The sequence below is a fragment of the Mesorhizobium sp. M0587 genome, from assembly GCF_040320945.1.
In the GTDB taxonomy this organism is placed as follows: domain Bacteria; phylum Pseudomonadota; class Alphaproteobacteria; order Rhizobiales; family Rhizobiaceae; genus Mesorhizobium.
On the sequence record NZ_JAMYQP010000027.1, the window covers coordinates 65,450 to 86,568 of the forward strand.

Genomic DNA, 21,119 nt, shown 5'->3' on the forward strand with positions numbered 1-21,119 from the left:
TCGTGTTAAATTCCCATCATGGCACGCAGCAGCTTCTTGTCGGTGGTGCCGCCGGCAAAATCGTCGAAAGCCCTCTCCGTCACCCGGATGATGTGGTGCTGGATGAAGGGTGCCCCTTCGGCCGCGCCGTCTTCCGGGTGCTTCAGGCAGCACTCCCATTCCAGCACCGCCCAGGAATCATAATTGTATTGCGTCAGCTTGGAGAAAATGCCGCCGAAATCCACTTGCCCGTCGCCGAGCGAGCGGAAGCGGCCGGCGCGGTTGGTCCAGCTCTGATAGCCGGAATAGACGCCTTGCCGCCCGGTCGGGTTGAACTCGGCGTCCTTGACGTGGAACGCCTTGATGCGCTCGTGATAGATATCGATGAATTCGAGATAGTCGAGTTGCTGCAGCAGGAAGTGCGACGGATCGTAATTGATGTTGCAGCGCTTGTGGCCGCCGACCGCGTCAAGGAACATCTCGAACGTCGCACCGTCGAACACATCCTCGCCGGGATGGATCTCGTAGCCGACGTCGACTCCATTGTCCTCATAGACATCGAGGATGGGCTTCCAGCGCTTGCCGAGTTCGGCGAACGCCTCTTCGATCAATCCGGCCGGCCGCTGTGGCCAGGGGTAGAGGTATGGGAAGGCCAGCGCGCCACTGAAGCTCACCGAAGCGTTCAGCCCGAGGTTGCGCGACGCCTTGGCCGCGAACTGCATCTGTTCGACCGCCCATTGTTGCCGCGCCTTGGGGTTATTGTGCACCGAGGCCGGAGCAAAGCCGTCGAACTGAGCGTCATAGGCCGGATGTACCGCCACCAATTGCCCCTGCAGGTGCGTCGATAGCTCGGTGATCTCGACGCCGGCGTCGGCGCAGATGCCCTTCACCTCGTCACAATAGGCATTGGAAGACGCCGCTTTCTTGAGGTCGAACAAGCGCGCGTCCCAGGTCGGGATCTGCACGCCCTTGTAGCCGAGGCCAGCCGCCCATTTTGTGATCGAGCCCAGCGAATTGAACGGCGAGGCATCGCCCGCGAACTGCGCCAGGAACAGTCCAGGGCCCTTCATTGTCGTCGGCATCGGCATCCTTCCTCATTCTTCCCGCGACCAAGCATAGCGCCGATTGGAAACAGGGCCAGCCACTTTGGTCTTTCTACATTGCGCGCTTTGCGTGCGCCACCATTCTGGTATTACCAAATGCGGAGATTTGGTCAAGCCACATCACGGTCCGCCAGTGCCGTACGCACTCGCGCTGGAAGCGAATTTATCCCAATGTAATCAACGAAATAATACACGCAGAAAGTTACGTTCCCGTGCTTCTTGCCGCCCATGGCAATTTGCTGTAGACCTCACTTCAGGCCCAATTGGTCGAACCAGTTCACGGGAAAAAGGCTGGGGATGCCTTGGGGAGGAGCCTTGCGTCGCCCTTTTGGCGATGCACGTCGCAGGCGAACCATACGGACGAACTTGGGAAGGACAGGCCATGCATCTTTCGACGCACAACTGGATGCGAGCGGAGCCGTTGGAGACGACGCTCAAGCGCATCAAGAAACTCGGCTATGAGTCGATCGAGATTTCCGGCGAGCCCGAGCAGTACAAGACCACGGAAACGCGGGCTCTGTTGAAAGAGCATGGCATCCGCTGCTGGGGATCGGTGACCCTGATGCTGGGCGAACGCAACCTCGCCGCCAAGGACCAGGGCCAGCGTGAGCGCTCCGTGCAATATGTCAGGGACGTGCTGACTATGGTCAGCGAACTGGACGGCGAGATCATAACATTGGTCCCGGCGACGGTCGGCAAGGTGGTGCCGGACGGCACCGAGGAAGAGGAGTGGAAGTGGGTTGTCGACGCGACCCGTGAGTGCTTCACCCACGCCAAGAAGGTCGGCGTCAGGATTGCCGTCGAACCGCTCAACCGCTTCGAGACCTATCTGTTCAATCGCGGCGCCCAGGCGCTGGCGCTGGCCGACGCGGTCAGCCCTGAATGCGGCGTCTGCCTCGACGCCTACCACATCCACATGGAGGAGTTTAACGTCCATGACGCCATCCGCCAGGTCGGCAAGCGCCTGTTCGACTTCCATGTCGCCGACAACAATCGCTTCGCCGCCGGCCTCGGCCAGATCGACTGGCCGAAGATCGTCGCGACCTTGCGGGAAGTCGGCTATGACGGCGCGTTGACCAATGAGTTCGTCGCCCCGGTCGACCGCACGCCGGCCGCACCCTATCCAGACATGGTCGAACGTCACCCGGTCGACATCTCGCCTGAGCAACTGAAATTTATTCAGGATCACGGCTCCAGCGTGCTGACCGAAAAATTCTACACGGATCAGATGCGCATCACCGCCGAGACGCTGCTGCCGCTGATCAAGTAGTCGACTGCCTGTTGGGAAATTTGCCCTTCCGCCCTGACCGGCGGCAGAGCTGGGGAAGACCATGCGCATCAAGACCGTCCAAGCCTGGTGGGTCCGCATCCCGATCGAAGCTGCTCGGCAACACCGCAGCGACTTCGGTCAGGTGACGACTTTCGACGCCGCCATCCTGCGTATCGAGACGGATGACGGGCTGATCGGCTGGGGCGAAGGCAAGAACGCCGCCGGCAGTGCCGGCAGCTATGGCGCCCTTGTCCATATGCTGAACCACGAGGTCGGGCCGCAGCTGATCGGTCGTGACCCGGCCGACATCGGCGTCATCTGGGAGATGCTCTATAACGGCGTGCGCCATGACAGTGCGGCGCATGCCGGCCACGCCATGCCGCAGTTGGCGCGGCGCGGCATGAGCATCGCCGCCATCAGCGCTGTCGACATCGCGCTCTGGGACATTTTGGGCAAATCGCTTGACGTGCCGGTCTGGCGGCTGCTGGGCGGCCGTAAGCTCGACCGCATGCAGGCCTATGCCTCCGGCGGCTGGGCGTCCGCCGACGCCATTGGCGAACAATTGCAATCCTACATCGCCAAGGGCGGCTTCAAGGCGCTGAAGATGCGGGTCGGCGCCATGGATGGCGCCGCCCATGTTTCGGCCGCCCGCGTGCGCGCCGCGCGGCAGGCGCTCGGCCCCGATGTCGAGCTGATGGTCGATGCCCACGGCACATATACGGTTGCCGAGGCCAAACGCTTTATCCATCTCGTCAACGACCTCGATCTCGCGTGGTTCGAGGAGCCTGTGATCGCCGACGACAAGCCTGGCCTCGCGGAAGTGCGCGCCTCCAGCGCCGTTCCGATCGCCACCGGCGAAAGCGAAGCGACCCGCTATGCCTTCCGCGACCTCGCCGTGCTCAAGGCAGCCGACATCTTCCAGCCCGATCCCGCCTTCTGCGGCGGCATCAGCGAGGCGATGAAGATCGGGACCATCGCCAGCGCTTTCAACTTACGCTTCGCGCCGCATCTATGGGCCGGCGCACCTTGCTTCTTCGCCGGGCTGCATGTCTGTGCCGCCTCGCCATCGAGTTTCACCGTCGAGTATTCGCTCGGTGCCAATCCGATGATCCACGATCTGATCGAGGAGACTGTCGAAGCAACGGACGGTATGATAGCGATCCCCGAAAAGCCGGGTCTGGGATTCACCATTTCGGAGCGGTTCCTGGAGGCGCACGCGCAACGCGATTGACGATGAAAGAAAAGAATCTTCTCGCGGAACTCGCCGCCTACCTGTTCTCCCACTCCGACAAGGAGACGGGCCGCACGCCGTCGGAACGTGAACTGGCGGAGCGTTTCGGCGTCAGCCGCGGCCAGATCCGCGAGGCGCTGGCCATTCTCGAAGCCATGCGCATCGTCGAGCGGCGAGCCAAGTCCGGAATCTATGTCGACACAAAGCAGGCCAGCGTCGAGGCGCTCGCACTGTTCGCACGCGCCGGCCTGCCGCTTGACCCGTTGCAGATCTACGAGACGGTCGAATTGCGCAAGATCCATGAAATCAAGGCCGCGGAACTCGCCTGCTCACGCGCCACCGAGGAGAATTTCGAACGGCTGCGCGAGATCCTGAAAGCGTCCGAAGCGCGCATCGCCGCAGGCGAAGGTCTCGCCAAGGAGGACCGCGAGTTTCATCTCGAGATCGTGCGCGCCACCAAGAATAGCGTCTTCCACAATATTTGCAGCGTCTACTATCTGATGGGCGAGCAGCGCCTTCCGATCTACTTCAACGATCCGGAGCGGAGCGTGCGTTCGCATGCCGAGCACGTGCAGATCTACGAGGCGCTGCTGCGCCGCGACGGCAATCTCGCCCAGGCGCTGATGAGCGCTCACTTGCAAGGCGCGGAAAGCTACTGGAAGGGCCTGATCGAGGGCGGCAATGCGGTTGCGCCCACGAGCCCGACGCTCGAAAAGGCCTGACCGTGGCCCAGACCGTGCCAAAGATCCTGTCGACCCATCCGCTGCACGCGCGCGCCTCGGCCAGGCTGGCGGGCGCCGGCCAACTCGTCATCGCTTCGGGGCTCGACGCCGGCACCCTCGCCAAGGAGGCGAAGGACGCCGATGTCGTCATCGTGCGCGCACCACTGCCACCAGAGCTGTTTGAAGGTGCTTGGAGGCTGAGGGCGGTGATCCGTCACGGCGCCGGGCTCGACATGATCCCGATGGAAGCAGCTTTCGCGGCCGGCGTGCTGGTGGCCAACGTGCCTGCGGTCAACGCCCGCTCGGTCGCCGAACACGTGATGTTCGCGGCGCTCGCATTGCTGCGCAATTTCCGCATCGTCGACCGCGACTTGCGCACGAAAGGTTGGCTCGCCGGCCGCGAGCACGCCAACGCCAACAGTGAGCTTGCCGGCAAGACCATCGGCATCGTCGGCCTCGGCGCTGTCGGTCAGGCCGTCGGCCATATCGCCGCGCATGGCTTCGACCTGAAAGTGGTGGCAACGACGCGCAGCATGCAGCCGGCGCTGGACAAGGTCGGCTTCCTGTCGATCGATGCGCTGGTCGAGCAAAGCGACATCATCGTCCTGTGCTGTCCGCTGACGCCGGAAACGCGTGGCCTGATCAGTCGCGAGCGCATCGCCCGCATGAAGCCCAATGCGCTGCTGGTCAACGTGTCGCGCGGACCGGTTGTCGACGACGACGCACTGATCGAGGCCTTGCAGAAACGCCGCATCGGTGGTGCCGCGCTCGACGTGTTTTCGACGCAGCCGCTGCCGTCAAATCATCCCTATTTCGGCTTCGACAATGTCATCATCACCCCGCATATGGCAGGGATAACCGAGGAATCTATGATGCGCATGGGCGTCGGCGCGGCAGGTGAAACCCTGCTGGTGCTGGCCAACAAACTGCCGGTCAATCTGCGCAATCCCGAAGTGGTCGATCACTACCGGCAGCGGTTTCCAGCCGATACCTAGCGCATCGCGGTTTCGCCCCAATTCTCCGCGACGCTGAGAACCATGTTCGGTCTTCGCCTCGCATTTCTAAGCGTTGCCGCCGCGTCGATCTGCGCTCTGCCCGCATTCGCCGCGGCCGAGAGCGGCTATGTCTATTGCGACAACGGACTGCGCTGCTTCAAGGCGCCCTGCCCGTCGAACAGTGCGCTTGACCTTGCCACCGGCCAGATCACCAAGGGCGTGTCGATCGACGCCGGCCGATTGCCGCAGGCCGACAAGGCGATAACGGATCAGTCCGACGTGCTTTACGCCGGGAAGATCGTTGTCAGGGGCTCGATCGAGCACCGCACCCAGACCATCACCGGCAAGGATTACAACCTGCCCTGGCTGGTCGCGACCCGCATCGTGCGCACCGCCGAGGACGGTGAACGCAAGCACTGTTCATCGCATTAATCGCGGATTTCAGTGCCAATCAGCTGCCCAGCAGCGCTTCGACTTCGGCAGCAATTCGCAGCAGGCGCCCGTCATGGCCGCTGCGCGCGACAAGCATCAATCCGGCGGGCATTGCTGTCCTTGGCATCGGCAACGAAATCGCGCAGAGGTCGAACTGGTTAGCGACCTGCGTGTTGCGCAGCAGCAGGCCCTCGGTGCGGTCGCGCAGCTCGGCGTCTCCCGCCATCGAAACGATGGTCGGCGCCGTCACCGGTGTGGTCGGCAGGGCCAGCACATCGACCGACGCCAACCGCTCGTCCATGGCCATGCAGAGTGCTATGCGACGGCGCATTGCCCTGATGTAGACCGGGATCGGCAGCATTGCCGCCCGCGACAGGGGCCCGCTCACATGCGGGTCGACCGGCGCGGACGCTCCCGTGGCCAGCCAATCCGCATGCACTTCAGCCCCTTCCATCGCGGCGATCGAACCACGCTTGGTGGCCGTGCGCAGGTCCGCGATCATATCGTCGACCGACAGGTCCGCTATGTGCGCGCCCGCCAGCTCGATCTTGCCGAGACAGCGCTCGAAACTGGCCGCAATCTCGCCTTCCGTATCTTCGAGAAGACCGCCGCGCGGGATGCCAATGCGAAGCCCAGCGAGCCGTATCGGCACCAGCGGCGCCGATACCTCGCCGGCCATCACCGCGCCGGCAGCGGCGCATTGGGCGACGGTCCGGGCAAGCGGCCCGATCGAGTCCAGTGTAGCCGATAACGGAAAGGCACCGCCGAGAGGCACTCGCCGCGCCGTCGGTTTGAAACCGACAACGCCGTTGAGCGATGCCGGAATGCGCACCGATCCGCCGGTGTCGGAACCGATCGATATTTCGCTCGTCCCCTCGCCGACCGAAACACCGGCACCCGACGAGGAACCGCCGGGAATGCGGCTGGCATCGAGGGCATTGCCAGGCGTGCCATAGTGCTGGTTGTCACCAATCGCGGTGAAGGCGAATTCGGTCATGTTGGTCTTGCCGATGATCACCGCCCCGGCCTGCCGCAACCGGGCGACGATGATAGCGTCGCGCTGGGCGGGCGCGGTGTCCCTGAGCATCAGCGAGCCGGCCGTGGTCGGTTCGCCGGAGACATCGAACAGATCCTTGATCGAGACAATGGTGCCGTCGAGCGGCCCGAGCGTGACGCCGGCTCGCTTGCGGGCATCACTGGCGTCAGCCGCTGCCCGCGCGGCCTCCGTATAGAGCTTCGTGAACACGCGTTCCTCGCCGGCGCGGGCGGCGAGGCGCGCCAGGACAATTTCCAGATGGTCGCGGATTGATTGCATTTTCGGTGTAGGACTCCGAACGTATTGAACGTCTTAAGGGTAGCGGCATGCTTTGCCGAGACTTAACCCGACGCAGGCGGTTTTGCACCCCTGCCGGACGCAAGGAAAAGCCGATGTTCTACAAAGGCAGCTGCCATTGCGGCAAGGTCGCCTTCGAATTCGAGGCCGAACTGACCGGCGCCGTACGATGCAATTGTTCGATCTGCTCGCGCAAGGGCGCCCTGTTGTGTGCCATCCCGCATGGGAGCCTGACCATTCTTGCTTGGGGCGATGATCTCGGCACCTACACATTCGGCAACCATGCCATCGCACACCGCTTCTGCCGCAGCTGCGGAATCCACCCCTTCGCCGAGGATGTCCGCTCGGGCAGTGACCGTAGTGCCTACATCAACATCAACTGCGTCATCGATCTGGATACCTCCACCTTGCCGATCTTCGACTTCGACGGGCGTGACGTCTGAGTTCACCGGTATCCGTGGCATCGGCCATACTCCGCTTCGTTCGTCGCTGTCACCACAACGGCAGCGGCCCGAAAACCGCGATGGTTCTCGGGCCGCTGCATAGGTCAGGGACGGTTGCCGAGAGAGCCTACTCGGCCTGCTTCGGGCCGCGCAGGAACACCAGGACGGCCGCCAGCAACGTCGCCGTACCGCAATAGGCAAAGGCGCTGGCAAGGACGTCTAGCTGTATGTCGAACGAGGGCAGGTCGGAGTGCTGCCGGCCGGGAACCCTGTTGTTTTGCGGCAGCATGTACTTCAATCTCGACGGTTTGCACCCCTTGCTCGGCATGATGCCGGATGTGATGCGCACACATGAACTGGAGGCCTATGAGCCGGGTATTCCGCATTTGCTGGAATCGATGGCGCGCGAAGTGACGATGGAGCGCGTCGGCTCCGGTGGCATCCTGGCGCGGCTGGCCGATGTGCTGGCCGCCATCGTCATCCGCTCATGGGTCGAACGCGGCTGCGGCGACTCCTCCGGCTGGATCGCCGCCGTCAGGGACCGCGACATCGGCCGTGTGCTGGCCGCCATCCATCTCGAACCCGATCATGACTGGACGGTCGAGTCGCTGGCCAGGATGATGGGCGCCTCGCGCTCGGGCTTTGCCGAGCGCTTCGCCACCATCGTCGGCGAAACGCCGGCAAGATATGTCACCCAGGTCAGGATGCATCAGGCTCGGCAATGGCTGATCCGCGACCGGATGAAAATATCCGCCGTTGCCGCTCGCCTCGGCTATGAATCGGACGCGGCCTTCAGCCGTGCCTTCAAGCGCGTCATCGGCTCGGCGCCCAGCTACCTTCGCGCCGAAGAACAGGCCGAGATCCGCCAGGCCAGTTGATGCATGTTGGCCGTGACTGTTCCGAGCTAGAAAGCCCGCATGGGCGCGCTCCGCCCGATGGCGGGCCGGCCTGCGGCATGGGCGTGCACGAAGGCAGAGGACTCAGCTTGCGTGGCGAAGGCTTATCCCGCTGCCCTTGTCGAACAGCACCACCTTGTCCGGGTTCCAGGCAAAGCGCACCGCCTGCTCGATGGCGACATCGGTCCTGGCCGGCACGGTGGCGCGCAACGTGGCGTCGCCGACGCGCAGCGTCAGGATCTTTTCCACACCATGGTTCTCGACATCGTGAACACGCGCCTCGACCGGCGCGCCACTCTCGAGATAGACATCCTCCGGGCGAACGCCGAAGACGAGCGGGCGACCATCGGTCGCTGCGCCAGTCTTTAGTCCCCAAGAAGTCTTGGCCCCCGAAAAAGGCAGTTCGAAATTTAGCGGCGCCATCACCGCGCGGCCGTTCACAAGCCTGCCGTCGATGAGGTTCATCGGTGGCGAGCCGACGAAGCTTGCCACGTAAGTGTCGCGCGGATTGTTATAGATCTCGTGCGGCGTGCCGGTCTGGACGATGCGGCCATGGTTGAGCACCCCGACCTTGTCGCCCATCGACATAGCCTCGATCTGGTCGTGGGTGACGAACAGGAAGGTGGCGCCGAGCTGCATCTGGAGGTTCTTTAGTTCGGTACGCAGCGCTTCGCGGAGTTTGGCGTCAAGCGCCGACAGCGGCTCGTCCATGAGGAAGACGCGCGGCTTGCGCACGATGGCGCGGCCGATCGAGACGCGCTGCATCTCGCCGCCGGACAGCCGGTCGGTCTTGCGGTCTAGCAGATGCTCGATCCTCAGCGTGCGGGCAGCACGATCGACGCGGTCCTTGATCTCGGCGTCGGGCAACCGGCGGATTTTCGGCTTCAGCGGGAACTCGAGGTTTTCGCGCACCGTGTAGCGCGGATAAAGCGAGTATTGCTGCAAAACCAGCGCCACGTCGCGCTCTGCCGCACCCCAGTCGGCAACGTCGACGCCGTCGATGAAGACCTGACCTTCGCTCGGCCTTTCCAGGCCGGCGATCAGACGCAACGTCGTCGTCTTGCCGGCGCCCGTCTCGCCGAGCAGGACGAAGAACTCGCCATCGGCGATGTCGAGATCGAGCCCCGTCAGCGCGGTGTGGTTGCCGAATGTCTTCGAGATGTTCTTGAGCTGGATATGGGCCATCAGAGTCTCACTTCCAGCGACTTGCCGCTTGCCGTGTCGAAGAAATGCGCCTGGGCCGGATCGATCCGGGCAAACACCTTCTCGCCGGGACCGCTGACGAAGCCGCTCTTGGTGCGCGCGCGTAGCATCTTGGAGCCGACCTTCAGGTCGACGATGTCGAAGGAGCCGAGCGGTTCGACGATCTGCGTCTCGACCGGCAGGAAGCCGTCGGCCGCATCGCGGCGGATGAGCACGCCCTCCGGCCGGATGCCGAGCGCCAGCTGGCCGCCGGCATGGCCGTTGAGTTTGGACAGCAGCGCCCGCGGGAACTCGAAGCCGGCGGCAGCCCCGCCGACCGCCACCGAAACCGAAGACGCTGTTTCGGTGACCGCGGCATCGGCGACGTTCATCACCGGACTGCCGACGAACTGCGCCACGAACAGGTTTGCCGGCCGCGAATAGACCTCGTCCGGCGAGCCGACCTGCTGCAGCACGCCTTCATGCATGATGACGATGCGGTCGGCGAGACTCATCGCCTCGATCTGATCGTGGGTGACATAGATGGTGGTCGAGCCCTGCTTGATGTGCAGCCGCTTGATCTCGGCCCGCATCTCCTCGCGCAGCTTGGCGTCGAGCGCGCCGATCGGCTCGTCCATCAGCATCGCCTTCGGCCGCCGCACCAGCGCCCGTCCGATGGCGACGCGCTGCATATCGCCGCCCGAAAGCGCCGATGGCTTCTTGCCGAGCAGGTCGCCGATTTGCAGCGTCTTGGCGACCGAACGCACTTCCTGGTCGATCTCTGCCTTGCTCTTGCGCGTGGCGCGCAAGGGGAAGGCGATGTTCTCGTAGACGCTCATATGCGGGTAGAGCGAGAACGACTGGAAGACCATGGCGATGTCGCGGTCGGCGGCCTTCAAATGTTGAATCGGCTTGCCGTCGATAAGGATGTCGCCCTCATCGATCGTCTCCAGCCCGGCGATGGCGCGCAGCGTCGTCGTCTTGCCGCAGCCCGACTGGCCGAGCAGAACGATGAACTCGTTGTCGTTGATCTTCAGGTTCAGGTCCTTGATGACCTGGACGGCGCCGAAGAATTTCTGGATGCCGCGAAGCTCGATCTGGGTCAATGCTGTGCTCCCGGATTTCGTATCTGTCCGGTACCGGCCTTCTGCTCCGGCGAGATCTTCGACGTGATGTTGAAGCCGATCAGCCCGATCAGGATGATGGTCAGGCCATATGCATGCAACAGCAGGTTCCAGGGCTGGCAGAGGGCGATGATGCCGAGCACCATCAGCACCTGCGATCCGGGTTCCAGATATTTCTGGTTGATGGCGCGAAAGCTCATTTGCGGATCGCTCCGAAGGACATACCGCGCAGCAGGTGGTTGCGGAGCAGGAAGGTGAAGATGGCGACCGGCAGCAGGAACAGGAAGGTACCAGCCGCGATCACCGTCCAGTCCGGCAGGCCGGAGCCGACCTGGCTGGGGATGAACGGCGGCGCGGTCTGGGCCCGGCGGTTGGTCATGATCAATGCAAATGCATATTCGTTCCACGCGGTGATGAAGCAGAACACGGCGGTGGCGGCGATTCCGGTGGCGGCCTCGGGCAGCACGATCTTGAAGAAGGCCTCCATGCGCGTGTAACCGTCGACGAGGGCAGCCTCTTCATATTCCTTCGGAATCTCGTCCATGAAGCCCTTCATCAGCCACACCGAGAAGGACAGGTTGAAGGCGGTGTAGAGGATGATCAGGCCGACATGGGAATCATTCAGGCCGACCGCCCGGTACATCAGGAACATCGGGATCGCCACCACGACGGGCGGCAGCATGCGCGTCGACAGGATGAAGAAGAGCAGGTCCGCCTCGCCCTTCACCTTGAAGCGCGAGAAGCCGTAGGCGGTGAACGTTCCCATGCCGACCGCCAGCACCGTCGAGGTGATGGCGATGATCAACGAGTTCATGAACCGGCTTGGATAGCCCGACCACTGCACCTGGCCCTTGCCGTCGCGCACGATCTTCTCGCCGCCGTCGAAAACGACGCGCTCCCACCATGGCGCCGCCGCGTACTCTTCCGGCGATGGCGGCGTGCGCAATTGCGAGCGCTTGGTGAACAGCTTCACGAAGGGTGATATTTCCGGCTGGAAGACAACCGTCGGCGGGATGGTGGTGGCGAGGTTGCGCGGCTTGAATGCCGTCGAGGCGATCCAGTAGATCGGCGCCAGGAAGATCACCGTCGCCACCAGGACGGCGACGATGGCGACACGGTTGAAGGCGATTTCGGAAGAAGTGCGGACGGCGGCCATCTCAGCGCTCCTTCACCTTGTTGAGGTATTTGACGTAGATGTTGGTGATCGCCAGCACCATGATCAGCACGATGTAGGCGAGCGCGCAGGAGCGCCCTGTCTGCCACTCCTGGAACGCCATCTTGTAGAGCCGGATGGAGATCAGTTCAGCCGTCGGCTGGGTGGTCAGGATGTAGGCGAGATCGAACGTCTTGAACGCTTCCATGGTGCGGAAGATGACGGCGATCATTAGGATCGGCGCGACCAGCGGCAAGGTAATGCGGAAGAAGGTGTAGAACGGACCGGCGCGATCGATCGCAGCGGCTTCGTAGAGGTGCTTCGGCACCGCCGAGAGGCCGGCCAGCGACAGCAGCATGACGAAGGGCGACCACATCCAGATGTCGGTCAGCGCAACGGCGTAGAGCGCCATCTTGGGATTAGCCAGCCACTCGAAATTGCCAAGCCCGAGCGCATAGTTGATGACGCCCCACGACGGGTCGTAGAGCAGTTTCCAGAACAAGCCGACGACGGCCATCGATAGCATCATCGGCAGCAGCAGCAGGGTCGTCAGCAGGCCCTTCAGCGGGATATCGCGGTTGAGCAGCATCGCCATGCCGAAACCGACCAGCAGTTGGCCGGCGACCGAGATGATCACGTACTTCGCGGTGATAGCGAAGTTGGACCACACATAGGGGTCGTTGAGCAGGTCGCGATAGTTCTGCAGCCCGACGAAATTCGCCGGCGCATTGGTCGACGCGCGAAAGTCGGTGAAGGAATAACCAAGCGAATAGATCAGCGGAAAGATGTTGAAGACGATCAGGAACAGGACCGTCGGGATGATGAAGAGGTTGCGGATCGAAATGTCGCTGAGGCCGCGCGCGGCCGCTCTTGAAGACCTGTCCAGTGTGGTGATCATCGTGGTCGCCAAGACCCTGCTCCCGGTTGCAGAAAAAGAAACGGAGGAGGCACAAACGCCTCCTCCGTGAGGTATGATTGTTACTGGCCGCGGCCGTACTTCTTGAAGGTCGCGTTCCAATCGGCCGCCAGTGCGTCCAGCGTTTCCTTGGCGGTGCCTTCGCCGCCGATCATGTAGGGATAGACGCGCTGGTTGAGCTGCTGTAGCAGCTCGGCATATTCCGGCACCGCCCAGAAATCCTTCACCTTGAACATGGTCTCGTAGAAGGCCTTGTTGTACGGTGTTGCGTTCTGGAATTCAGGCGACTTGAGCACGGCCGCGCTGCACGTGTAGCCGCCAAGTGCCGCCCACTTCTTCTGGGTCTCGTCCTTGATGAACCATTCCAGGAACTTGATCGCCTCGTCCTGCTTTTGCGAGTAGGAAACGATGGAGATGCCTTGACCGCCGAGCGCGGCGAACTGGTCGCCGTTCGGGCCGGGAGGATTGGCGAAGAAGCCGGTGTTCTTGGCGTTCGGGTTCGACGCCTCGTTGATCAGCGAGGGGAAGAACGCGAAGTAGTTCATGCTCATCGCGGCCAGGTTTTCGGTGATCGCCTGGTTGTCCTCGACGAAGAACGACTTGGCCCAGCCTGGAGGCGTGAACTTGTAGAGTTCCTTGTAGGCATCGAGCGCTGCGACGGCCTTGTCGGAGTTGATGAAGCCATCGACCTTGTAGGTCGAATAGTCGCCCAGTTCGCCGCCATAAGAGAACAGCGCATTCTCGAAGCCCATCGCCATCGCGTCATAGGAATTGTCAGTGTAGATGGCGATGCCGTATTTCTTCTGGTCCGGCCTGTAGAAGAACTCGGCGATGTCGCGCAACGCCTTGAAATCCTTCGGCACGTCGAGATCGTAACCGTACTTGGCCTTGAAGGCTTCCTTCTCCTTCGGATCCTCGAACCAGTCCTTGCGATAGGACCAGCCGACGGCGTCGCCTTCAAGCGGAATGGCCCAGTACTTGCTGCTGCCGCCCGGATATTCGGCATAGTACTTCACCGTCGCCGGTGCCATCACGTCGCCGACCTTGTGCTTGTTGAAGAAGTCGGTCAGGTCGACATAGTGGCCACCGGTCGAGCCGGCACCGAGCCATTGCGAGTCGCCGACGACCATATCATAGGCGTCGCCATGGGCGTTGAACTCGGTGAAGGCCTTGGTCTGGAAGTCGGACCAAGGCGTGGTTTCCACCGTGATCTTGACGCCGGTTTCCTTCTCGTACTCGTTGCCGAGTTCCTGCAAATAGTTGGCTGGATCCCATTCCGCCCAGAAGATGGTGAGCGATTTTTCCTGCGCGTAGACGGACGTCCCGCAGGCAAGCGTTAAGCCGATACCAGCAAGCACGCTGGTCACTAACTTGCGCATAATGATTTCCTCCCTTGTGCGCGTTCTACCTTGTCATGCGAGCCGGCAACGGGGCCGACCCTGGTAGTTCCTCCCGTGATCGCACCTTTCCGATTCCGAGCCTCCTCGCCCTGCCGGAAAATGGATCGCAACCCTCACTTTCGATCCGCTTTTCTTTTCTGATCTGGTATTACCAATTCTGCATGCGCGTCAAGCCCTTTCTTGGCAGCTTGACTTGGCCATTGCTATCGGATTCCGGCTTTATCTGCCTGTTTTCCCATGATTTTCCTACTCAGTGATATAGAAAGCCATCGTCGTCGACCTTACACTGCTATTAATATCGATAGTCGACGTGCAAATCTGGTCGAACCAGATTGGCACTATCTTTGTGCCATCGTTGCGTCGAGACTGTCCGCGCCGTCGATCGCTTCCGCGACCGCCGCGCGCACCAGCGCCCCTGCCGCCCATTGCGAGACCGCCATCGTCCTGCGGCTGTCCAGCCCCCAGATGTCCTTGAGCACGATCAGCACTTCGACGCCGAAGATCAGCGACAGCGCCTGCGCCAGCCGCTTGAAATCGCGTGGAGGCAAATGACCCTTGAGCGGCGCGATCGCTTCTTTCAACAAATCGATGCGGTGACCACGCTTGAAGGCAGGCTCGCCGCCCAGCGTACCGGCCTGGCGCCGGGCCCATTGATCGAGCGACAGTTTCAGCGCCGCCTTGAACGTCGCTTCGAAGGCCTCGATGCGCGGCATCGCCGTGTCGAACAGGTCGGCGACCCGGCGCTCGGCATCGACGGATGTCGATTGCCAGGTCAAAATCGGGCCGAGCCCCTCATCGACGACAGCTTGCACCAGGGCCGCCTGGCTCGGGAAATAACGATAGGCGGTCGCCCGGGACACTTCCGCGGCCTCCGCGACCTCGCTGACCGACGGCGTGGCGCCCGCTTGCATCAGCCTTGTCGCCGTCTCCAGCATCAGCCGTTTGGTGCGCGCGCGCGGCCCGCGCTGGGCTCCCTCAGCGGTGTCGTGGCTTGCTGCGGCTTGTTGACGTGAGACATCCATATCAATACGATACGCGCGTCTCAAAAAATTGCAATGACCTCCTCGTTTTCGGAGTGGCTACGTTGACGCGTAAAGCACCAGGTTTTCATGCCCTGAGCAGCGCCGCCTTTGAACCCTCCATCGCGGAGGCGCGGCCATGAAGCGCATCTATGTGGTGGGCACCGCCGACACCAAGGGCGAGGAGCTCGCCTTCCTGGCCGATGCGATCGCCGCCACCGGCGCCTTGGTGCTGCGCGTCGATGTCGGAACGCGCGACGCAACCATTCCCGTCGACATCACAGCGAAGGAAATTGCCGGCCATCACCCCGATGGCAGCAAAGCAGTGCTCAGCGGCAATGACCGCGGCGCCGCGGTTGCCGCAATGGGCATCGCCTTCGCCCGCTTTGCCCAATCGCGAAACGATATCGCCGCCATGATCGGCATTGGCGGCGGCGGCGGCACATCGATCGTCACGTCGGGCATGCGCGCGCTGCCGCTCGGCCTGCCGAAGATCATGGTCTCGACGCTCGCTTCCGGTGACACCGCCCCCTATGTGGACGTCTCCGACATCATCATGATGCCTGCGGTGACCGACATGGCCGGACTGAACCGGCTCTCCCGCGTCGTGCTGCACAACGCCGCCCAGGCGATCGCGGGCATGGCGGCAAGACCGGCGCCACCGCCCGACGGAAAACCGTCGATCGGGCTCACCATGTTCGGCGTCACCACGCCTTGCGTGACGGCCATCGCCGATCAGCTTCGCGCGAGCTATGACTGTATGGTCTTCCACGCTACCGGCACCGGCGGCCGCAGCATGGAGAAGCTGGCCGACAGCGGCCTGCTGTCCGGCGTCATCGATATCACCACGACCGAGGTCTGCGACCTGCTGTCCGGCGGCGTGCTGCCGGCGACGGAAGACCGTTTCGGCGCAATCGCTCGCACCAGAGTGCCTTATGTCGGTTCGGCCGGCGCCCTCGACATGGTCAACTTCTGGGCCCCCTCGACGATTCCGGAACGCTATCGCGGGCGGCTGTTCTACGAGCACAATCCAAACGTCACGCTGATGCGCACCACCGCACGGGAATGCCGGGCAATCGGCGAGTGGATCGGCAATAGGCTCGCCCTCTGTGAAGGACCGGTGAATTTCCTCATCCCGGAAAAGGGCGTCTCGGCGCTCGACGTCGAAGGCGGCGCCTTCTTCGATCCCGAGGCCGATACTGTCCTGTTCGAAGCCATCGAACGCACGATCAAGCCGAATGGCACGCGCCGCGTGACGCGCCTTCCGCTGCACATCAACGATCCCGAATTCGCCAAAGCAGCCGTTAAAGCTTTTCTCGACATCGCCAGACAGTGAGAGATTCAAGACATGCCCGCCATACCGCGCACGGACATACTGAAGAAATTTCGGGGAATGATCGACAAGGGCGTGCCGATCGTCGGCGGCGGCGCCGGCACCGGCCTGTCGGCCAAGGCCGAGGAAGCCGGCGGCATCGATCTCATCATCATCTATAATTCCGGCCGTTACCGAATGGCCGGGCGCGGCTCCGCCGCCGGCCTGCTCGCCTATGGCAATGCCAACGAGATCGTCAAGGAAATGGCCTATGAGGTGCTGCCAGTGGTCAAGAACACGCCGGTGCTGGCCGGCGTCAACGGCACCGACCCCTTCGTCATCATGCCGCTGCTTCTGGCCGAACTGAAGACGATGGGCTTTTCCGGCGTGCAGAATTTCCCGACCATCGGCCTGTTCGACGGCACCATGCGGCAGAGTTTCGAGGAGACCGGCATGGGCTTTGGGCTCGAGATCGAGATGATCGCCGAGGCGCACAAGCTCGACCTCTTGACCACGCCCTATGTCTTCAACCCGGACGAGGCCCGCGCCATGACCAACGCCGGAGCCGACATCGTCGTCGCCCATATGGGCGTGACGACAGGCGGCTCGATCGGCGCCACCTCGGCCAAGTCGCTCGACGACTGCGTTGTCGAAATTGACGCCATCGCCGATGCTGCGCGCTCGGTGCGCAGGGATGTCATCCTGCTTTGCCATGGCGGGCCGATCTCGATGCCGGACGACGCCCGCTACATTCTCGATCGCTGCGAGGGCCTGCACGGCTTCTATGGTGCAAGCTCGATGGAACGGCTGCCGGCGGAAGCCGCGATCGCCCGGCAGACGGCGGATTTCAAGGCGGTGACGCTCGCTGGTAGCGAGAATAAGACGGCAAATAAGAAGGGATGATGAGAGATGACCGACAAGAGCAAGGTGTTTGTCTATCCGAAGGATGTCAGCGCCTTCGGCTTCGACTGGGGAAAATTGTCGCTGACCGTGGCTCCGGAAGTGAACGGCGCGACCCGCTTTTCCGGAGGCGTCGTCGACCTGCCGTCGGGCAAAGGCCACACGCGCCACAATCATCCAGGCGCCGAGGAGATCATCTTCGTCATTTCAGGTCATGGCGAGCAGATGGTCGAGGACGAGAAGGGCAATCCGGTGGTCGAGAAGGTCGATCCCGGCTGCACCATCTATGTGCCGGAAAGCCGGTTTCACTCGACGCTGAACACCGGCGACGGGCCGATGCAACTCTTCGTCGTCTATTCGCCCGCCGGCCCGGAACTGGGCTTACGGGAGCTGCCGGATTTCAGGCTGATTCCGGCGGGTGGAAAATAATATCCGTTCTATACGAGGAGAAGATGCCGGCAGCTGGTGAGTTTCCGGGAAGAGGCGCCGCCTTCATAGCCAATTAGACGGTCGCACCCCGGTTCCACCCCCGGCCCCGGTCGCCGAACATCACATAACCGGTCTCGGTAACCGCCAGCGTGTCTTCCAGCTTGATGAAGCCGCGCTTCGGGTGGAGCATCGTGGTCTCCACCGACAGCACCATGTTCTTTTCCAGCGGCTTGGCGGCGTAGGTGCCTTCATAGGTCACCGGATGATTGGTCATCAGGAACGGCGCCTCATGCGTGATCAGTCCCATGCCGTGGGCGAAGAAATCCGTGTAGGCCGCGACCTTCGATGTCTTCAGCACGCCCTCCGCGTGCGAAATCATGTCGCCGCCCAGCGTGCCCGCTCTGACTTTGGAAAAAGCTGCCTGCTGCACCGTCTCGATCTGGGCTAGCAGATCTTCCAACTCGGCATCCGGTTCACCCAGAATGCCCATCCGGCAGAGGTCGCCGATATAGCCGTGATAATTGCCACCGGAGTCGATCGACAGCACTTCGCCCATCTTCCATGCTTGCGGCGAGGCGGCGCGGTTGTGGCTGGAGCCCAGCGTCAGCAGGCAATATTCGAAATGCGCGCCGCGATTGGTCTCCTCGCGCCGTAGCTGCTCGATGATCTCCGTTTTGGTCGTGCCTTCGCGCGCCCAGGCGATGGTCGCCAGCATGGAATCGGTGATCAGTTCGGAGGCGGTGCGCAACTTCTCCAGTTCCGCATCGGTCTTGATGGCGCGCATGCGCTCGAGCATGTCGGTCGCATCGATCACCTTGGCATCCGGCAGCGCCTTGCGGATCAGCGTGTACGCGTCCGACGGCAGGAAGCCCGGCTCGATGCCGATGCGGGCATTAGCCTTCCCAATCTTCGTCAGGTGCTCGACGGCGAGGTTGGCGGCATCCAGCGTGCCCCAGCAGGCGGCGTGCAGCGTCGGCGTCCAGAACGGGTGGTTCTGGTGCTCGCCGCCCTCCATGCGGTTGCCGATATAGGCGGCGTGGTCAGGCCCATCCTTTTCGTAGACGACGATCGGCAGGTAGCGGCTGTGGCCGATCGCGTCCATGGCGGCGAAGAAGATGAATTTGTAGCCGCCAAGCAGATATTGCGTGTTGTGCTTGGAGGTCGCCAGCAGCACATCGATGCCGGCCTCTTCCATCAGCTGGTCGACCCTAGTCTGGTCGAACGGAATATTGCTGACGGCACTCTTGCCCGGCGCAATGTTCATCTCTCTCTCCCTGAATTGCCAGGGATCGGCGGTGTTGCGCTCCCGATCGCTTGGCTGCGTTCAAATCTGCACATTTTGAGCACTCTGGTCTAGCCAGAAATACCGCAAGGTCGCCCACCTCGCCCTCGCCTATCATCATTGGCGACATATCCATCCGATCTGGTCTTACCAGATATTTTGAATGGAACCGCTTCTTCCTAACTGGTCCAGCGGACGAAAATTTCAAAGCCACGCGAGGATGCGCCAATTCCGTCTCTGGCGAAACCGTCGGCAAGGCTCATAATCGCCCACAAGGATGCAGTCGGGCTCGCCGGCATTCGAGGGGTATTGGCGCACCCGGCCGGGGCGCGGAGAGGACGGAGTTCGACCATGTCAGATGTCACGATTTCCAGGCGCACGATGCTTGCCGGCTCGGCAATGCTGCTGGCCTCCACCGCCATACCGATTTCAGGCTGGGCGCAGACGCCCAAGAAGGGTGGCCGGCTGGTGCTCGCCGCCGATTCCGAGCCGCGCAACCTTAACCCGGCAATCGTCGCTTCCAACGGCGTCTTCTTCATCTCCAGCAAGATCGTAGAAACACTGGCCGAAGCCTCCTTCGACGGCAAGGACGGGCTCGCGCCTCGATTGGCGGTGAGTTCGGAAGGCGCTGCCGACGGGCTGTCGGCGACGTTCAAGCTGCGCGAGGGCGTCAAATGGCATGACGGCAAGCCGTTCACGTCGGCCGACGTTGCCTTCTCGGCGCTGCAGATCTGGAAGCCTTTGCAGAACCTCGGCCGCACCGTGTTCAAGGACCTTGCCGCCGTCGACACTCCTGACGATCTCACCGCCGTGTTCAAATTCGCCAAACCGACCCCGTTCCAGCTGATCCGCAACGCACTGCCGGCGTTGAGCAGCGTCGTGCCGAAGCACATCTACGAGGTCGGCAAGATCGAGGACAATCCCGCGAATAACGCGCCAATCGGCACCGGGCCATTCAAATTCGGTGAGTACAAGGCAGGCCAGTACTACCGGCTAACGAAGAACACCGATTACTGGAGCAAGGACGAGCCCTATCTCGACGAAATCATTTATCAAGTGCTGCCCGACCGCACATCGGCCGCGAGCGCACTGGAAGCGGAAGAGATCCATCTCGCCGCCTTCTCCGCCGTGCCGCTGGCTGACCTCGACCGCCTCTCCAAGGTGCCTGGCCTGAAAGTGATCACCAAGGGCTATGAAGGGCTGACCTACCAGCTCGTCGTCGAGATCAATCATCGCCGCAAGGAATTGGCCGACCTCAAGGTACGCCAGGCGATCGCGCATGCCATCGACAAGGATTTCGTCGTCAAGACGGTGTTCCTCGGCTACGCCGCCACCGCCACCGGTCCGGTGCCGAAGAACGACCCCCAGTTCTATACCGCAGACGTGCCGACCTATGCCTTCGATGTCGCCAAGGCCAACGCCCTGCTCGACGGAGCCGGTTACAAGAAAGGCGCCGATGGCAATCGCTTCTCACTGAAACTTTTGCCGGCGCCCTATTTCAATGAAACCAAGCAGTTCGGCGACTATCTGCGCCAGGCGCTGGCCGCCATCGGCATCGATGCCCAGCTGGTCAACATCGACTCGGCAGCGCACATCAAGGCCGTCTACACCGACCATGCCTTCGACCTCGCCGTCGGCCCGCCTGTGTTCCGCGGCGACCCGGCGATCTCGACCACTATCCTGGTGCAGAGCGGCATTCCCGACGGCGTGCCGTTCTCAAATCAAGGCGGCTACAAGAACGATGCGCTCGATGCCCTGATCGCCAAGGCATCCGAAACGCTCGACACCGCTGCCCGCACCGATCTCTACAAGGAGTTCCAGAAAGAAGTGGCGGCCGACCTGCCGTTGATCAACGTCGCCGAATGGAGTTTTATCAGCGTCGCGCGCGACATAGTGGGGAATATCGCCAACAACCCGCGCTGGGCGGTGTCGAACTGGGCGGACACGTATTTGGAATCGTGACAGTATTTCGCGGATGAACGTTCGCGAAATCATCGT

The 21,119-nt window shown here is 62.3% G+C and carries 21 protein-coding genes and 1 pseudogene; 11 read left to right on the forward strand and 11 right to left on the reverse strand.

Annotated elements, in window-relative coordinates:
* Positions 1 to 5: 5 nt before the first annotated feature.
* Positions 6 to 1,061: a sugar phosphate isomerase/epimerase family protein gene (locus tag NKI49_RS22510; protein ID WP_352604248.1), complete on the reverse strand. Its 1,056-nt coding sequence runs from the start codon at positions 1,059 to 1,061 to the stop codon at positions 6 to 8.
* A gap of 403 nt (positions 1,062 to 1,464) precedes the next feature.
* Between NKI49_RS22510 and NKI49_RS22515 the strand changes: the two genes are divergently transcribed.
* The 5 genes from NKI49_RS22515 to NKI49_RS22535 all read left to right on the forward strand — a co-directional run bounded on the left by NKI49_RS22515 (position 1,465) and on the right by NKI49_RS22535 (position 5,732).
* On the forward strand, positions 1,465 to 2,352 hold the full coding sequence (locus NKI49_RS22515) for a sugar phosphate isomerase/epimerase family protein (RefSeq protein WP_352604250.1): 888 nt from the start codon (positions 1,465 to 1,467) through the stop codon (positions 2,350 to 2,352).
* A 61-nt stretch (positions 2,353 to 2,413) separates the two neighbouring features.
* The gene (locus NKI49_RS22520; RefSeq protein WP_352604252.1) at positions 2,414 to 3,583 is read left to right on the forward strand and encodes a mandelate racemase/muconate lactonizing enzyme family protein; all 1,170 of its coding nucleotides are present in this window, start codon (positions 2,414 to 2,416) and stop codon (positions 3,581 to 3,583) included.
* A 2-nt stretch (positions 3,584 to 3,585) separates the two neighbouring features.
* A complete protein-coding gene (locus NKI49_RS22525) occupies positions 3,586 to 4,305 on the forward strand; it encodes a FadR/GntR family transcriptional regulator (RefSeq protein WP_027023591.1) in 720 nt (239 codons plus the stop codon).
* A 14-nt stretch (positions 4,306 to 4,319) separates the two neighbouring features.
* Positions 4,320 to 5,300, forward strand: coding sequence for a hydroxyacid dehydrogenase (locus NKI49_RS22530; protein ID WP_352604310.1), 981 nt, complete (start codon positions 4,320 to 4,322; stop codon positions 5,298 to 5,300).
* Positions 5,301 to 5,342: 42 nt separating this feature from the next.
* Complete coding sequence (locus tag NKI49_RS22535; protein WP_352604254.1) at positions 5,343 to 5,732, forward strand: hypothetical protein; 390 nt, start codon at positions 5,343 to 5,345, stop codon at positions 5,730 to 5,732.
* A 19-nt stretch (positions 5,733 to 5,751) separates the two neighbouring features.
* Here the strand turns inward: NKI49_RS22535 and NKI49_RS22540 are convergent, their stop codons facing one another.
* Entirely contained in the window at positions 5,752 to 7,047 is a 1,296-nt protein-coding gene (locus tag NKI49_RS22540) for an amidase (RefSeq protein ID WP_352604256.1), read from the reverse strand.
* Between the two features lie 113 nt (positions 7,048 to 7,160).
* Between NKI49_RS22540 and NKI49_RS22545 the strand changes: the two genes are divergently transcribed.
* Positions 7,161 to 7,508, forward strand: a complete 348-nt coding sequence (locus NKI49_RS22545; RefSeq protein WP_352604258.1) for a GFA family protein — start codon at positions 7,161 to 7,163, stop codon at positions 7,506 to 7,508.
* Positions 7,509 to 7,635: 127 nt separating this feature from the next.
* Here NKI49_RS22545 and NKI49_RS22550 read toward each other — a convergent pair whose 3' ends face one another.
* Positions 7,636 to 7,797 carry a hypothetical protein gene (locus tag NKI49_RS22550; protein WP_352604312.1) on the reverse strand — a complete coding sequence of 54 codons (162 nt, stop codon included), beginning with the start codon at positions 7,795 to 7,797 and terminating at the stop codon, positions 7,636 to 7,638.
* Between NKI49_RS22550 and NKI49_RS22555 the strand changes: the two are divergent.
* Positions 7,766 to 8,386, forward strand: a pseudogene (locus NKI49_RS22555) (AraC family transcriptional regulator); the annotation flags it as partial. The gene NKI49_RS22550 and the pseudogene NKI49_RS22555 overlap by 32 nt on opposite strands.
* 102 nt (positions 8,387 to 8,488) lie before the next feature.
* On the opposite strand, the gene NKI49_RS22560 reads toward NKI49_RS22555, so the two are convergent.
* The 7 genes from NKI49_RS22560 to NKI49_RS22590 form a co-directional block, all read right to left on the reverse strand.
* Positions 8,489 to 9,589, reverse strand: a complete 1,101-nt coding sequence (locus tag NKI49_RS22560) for an ABC transporter ATP-binding protein (RefSeq protein ID WP_352604260.1) — start codon at positions 9,587 to 9,589, stop codon at positions 8,489 to 8,491.
* Positions 9,589 to 10,692 carry an ABC transporter ATP-binding protein gene (locus NKI49_RS22565; protein WP_352604262.1) on the reverse strand — a complete coding sequence of 368 codons (1,104 nt, stop codon included), beginning with the start codon at positions 10,690 to 10,692 and terminating at the stop codon, positions 9,589 to 9,591. Before NKI49_RS22565 ends, NKI49_RS22560 begins: the two co-directional genes overlap by 1 nt.
* Positions 10,689 to 10,910, reverse strand: coding sequence for a hypothetical protein (locus tag NKI49_RS22570; RefSeq protein ID WP_352604264.1), 222 nt, complete (start codon positions 10,908 to 10,910; stop codon positions 10,689 to 10,691). The genes NKI49_RS22565 and NKI49_RS22570 overlap by 4 nt, the downstream gene beginning before the upstream one ends.
* On the reverse strand, positions 10,907 to 11,866 hold the full coding sequence (locus NKI49_RS22575) for a carbohydrate ABC transporter permease (RefSeq protein WP_352604266.1): 960 nt from the start codon (positions 11,864 to 11,866) through the stop codon (positions 10,907 to 10,909). Before NKI49_RS22575 ends, NKI49_RS22570 begins: the two co-directional genes overlap by 4 nt.
* Position 11,867: 1 nt before the next feature.
* The gene (locus NKI49_RS22580; RefSeq protein ID WP_352604268.1) at positions 11,868 to 12,773 is read right to left on the reverse strand and encodes a carbohydrate ABC transporter permease; all 906 of its coding nucleotides are present in this window, start codon (positions 12,771 to 12,773) and stop codon (positions 11,868 to 11,870) included.
* A 68-nt stretch (positions 12,774 to 12,841) separates the two neighbouring features.
* A complete protein-coding gene (locus NKI49_RS22585) occupies positions 12,842 to 14,158 on the reverse strand; it encodes an ABC transporter substrate-binding protein (RefSeq protein WP_352604270.1) in 1,317 nt (438 codons plus the stop codon).
* Between the two features lie 359 nt (positions 14,159 to 14,517).
* The gene (locus NKI49_RS22590) at positions 14,518 to 15,201 is read right to left on the reverse strand and encodes a TetR/AcrR family transcriptional regulator (protein WP_352604272.1); all 684 of its coding nucleotides are present in this window, start codon (positions 15,199 to 15,201) and stop codon (positions 14,518 to 14,520) included.
* A gap of 136 nt (positions 15,202 to 15,337) precedes the next feature.
* On the opposite strand from NKI49_RS22590, the gene NKI49_RS22595 reads away from it, so the two are divergent.
* The 3 genes from NKI49_RS22595 to NKI49_RS22605 are packed head-to-tail and all read left to right on the forward strand — an operon-like array spanning position 15,338 to position 17,839.
* The gene (locus tag NKI49_RS22595) at positions 15,338 to 16,534 is read left to right on the forward strand and encodes a Tm-1-like ATP-binding domain-containing protein (protein WP_352604274.1); all 1,197 of its coding nucleotides are present in this window, start codon (positions 15,338 to 15,340) and stop codon (positions 16,532 to 16,534) included.
* Between the two features lie 12 nt (positions 16,535 to 16,546).
* Positions 16,547 to 17,413: a phosphoenolpyruvate hydrolase family protein gene (locus tag NKI49_RS22600; RefSeq protein ID WP_352604276.1), complete on the forward strand. Its 867-nt coding sequence runs from the start codon at positions 16,547 to 16,549 to the stop codon at positions 17,411 to 17,413.
* A 6-nt stretch (positions 17,414 to 17,419) separates the two neighbouring features.
* Positions 17,420 to 17,839 (forward strand): cupin domain-containing protein, encoded by a 420-nt coding sequence (locus NKI49_RS22605; RefSeq protein ID WP_352604278.1) that lies wholly within the window; start codon positions 17,420 to 17,422, stop codon positions 17,837 to 17,839.
* 73 nt (positions 17,840 to 17,912) lie between these two features.
* On the opposite strand, the gene NKI49_RS22610 is transcribed toward NKI49_RS22605, so the two are convergent.
* Positions 17,913 to 19,103 (reverse strand): M24 family metallopeptidase, encoded by a 1,191-nt coding sequence (locus tag NKI49_RS22610; RefSeq protein WP_352604280.1) that lies wholly within the window; start codon positions 19,101 to 19,103, stop codon positions 17,913 to 17,915.
* Between the two features lie 369 nt (positions 19,104 to 19,472).
* On the opposite strand from NKI49_RS22610, the gene NKI49_RS22615 reads away from it, so the two are divergent.
* The gene (locus NKI49_RS22615) at positions 19,473 to 21,083 is read left to right on the forward strand and encodes an ABC transporter substrate-binding protein (RefSeq protein WP_352604282.1); all 1,611 of its coding nucleotides are present in this window, start codon (positions 19,473 to 19,475) and stop codon (positions 21,081 to 21,083) included.
* Positions 21,084 to 21,119: the final 36 nt, after the last annotated feature.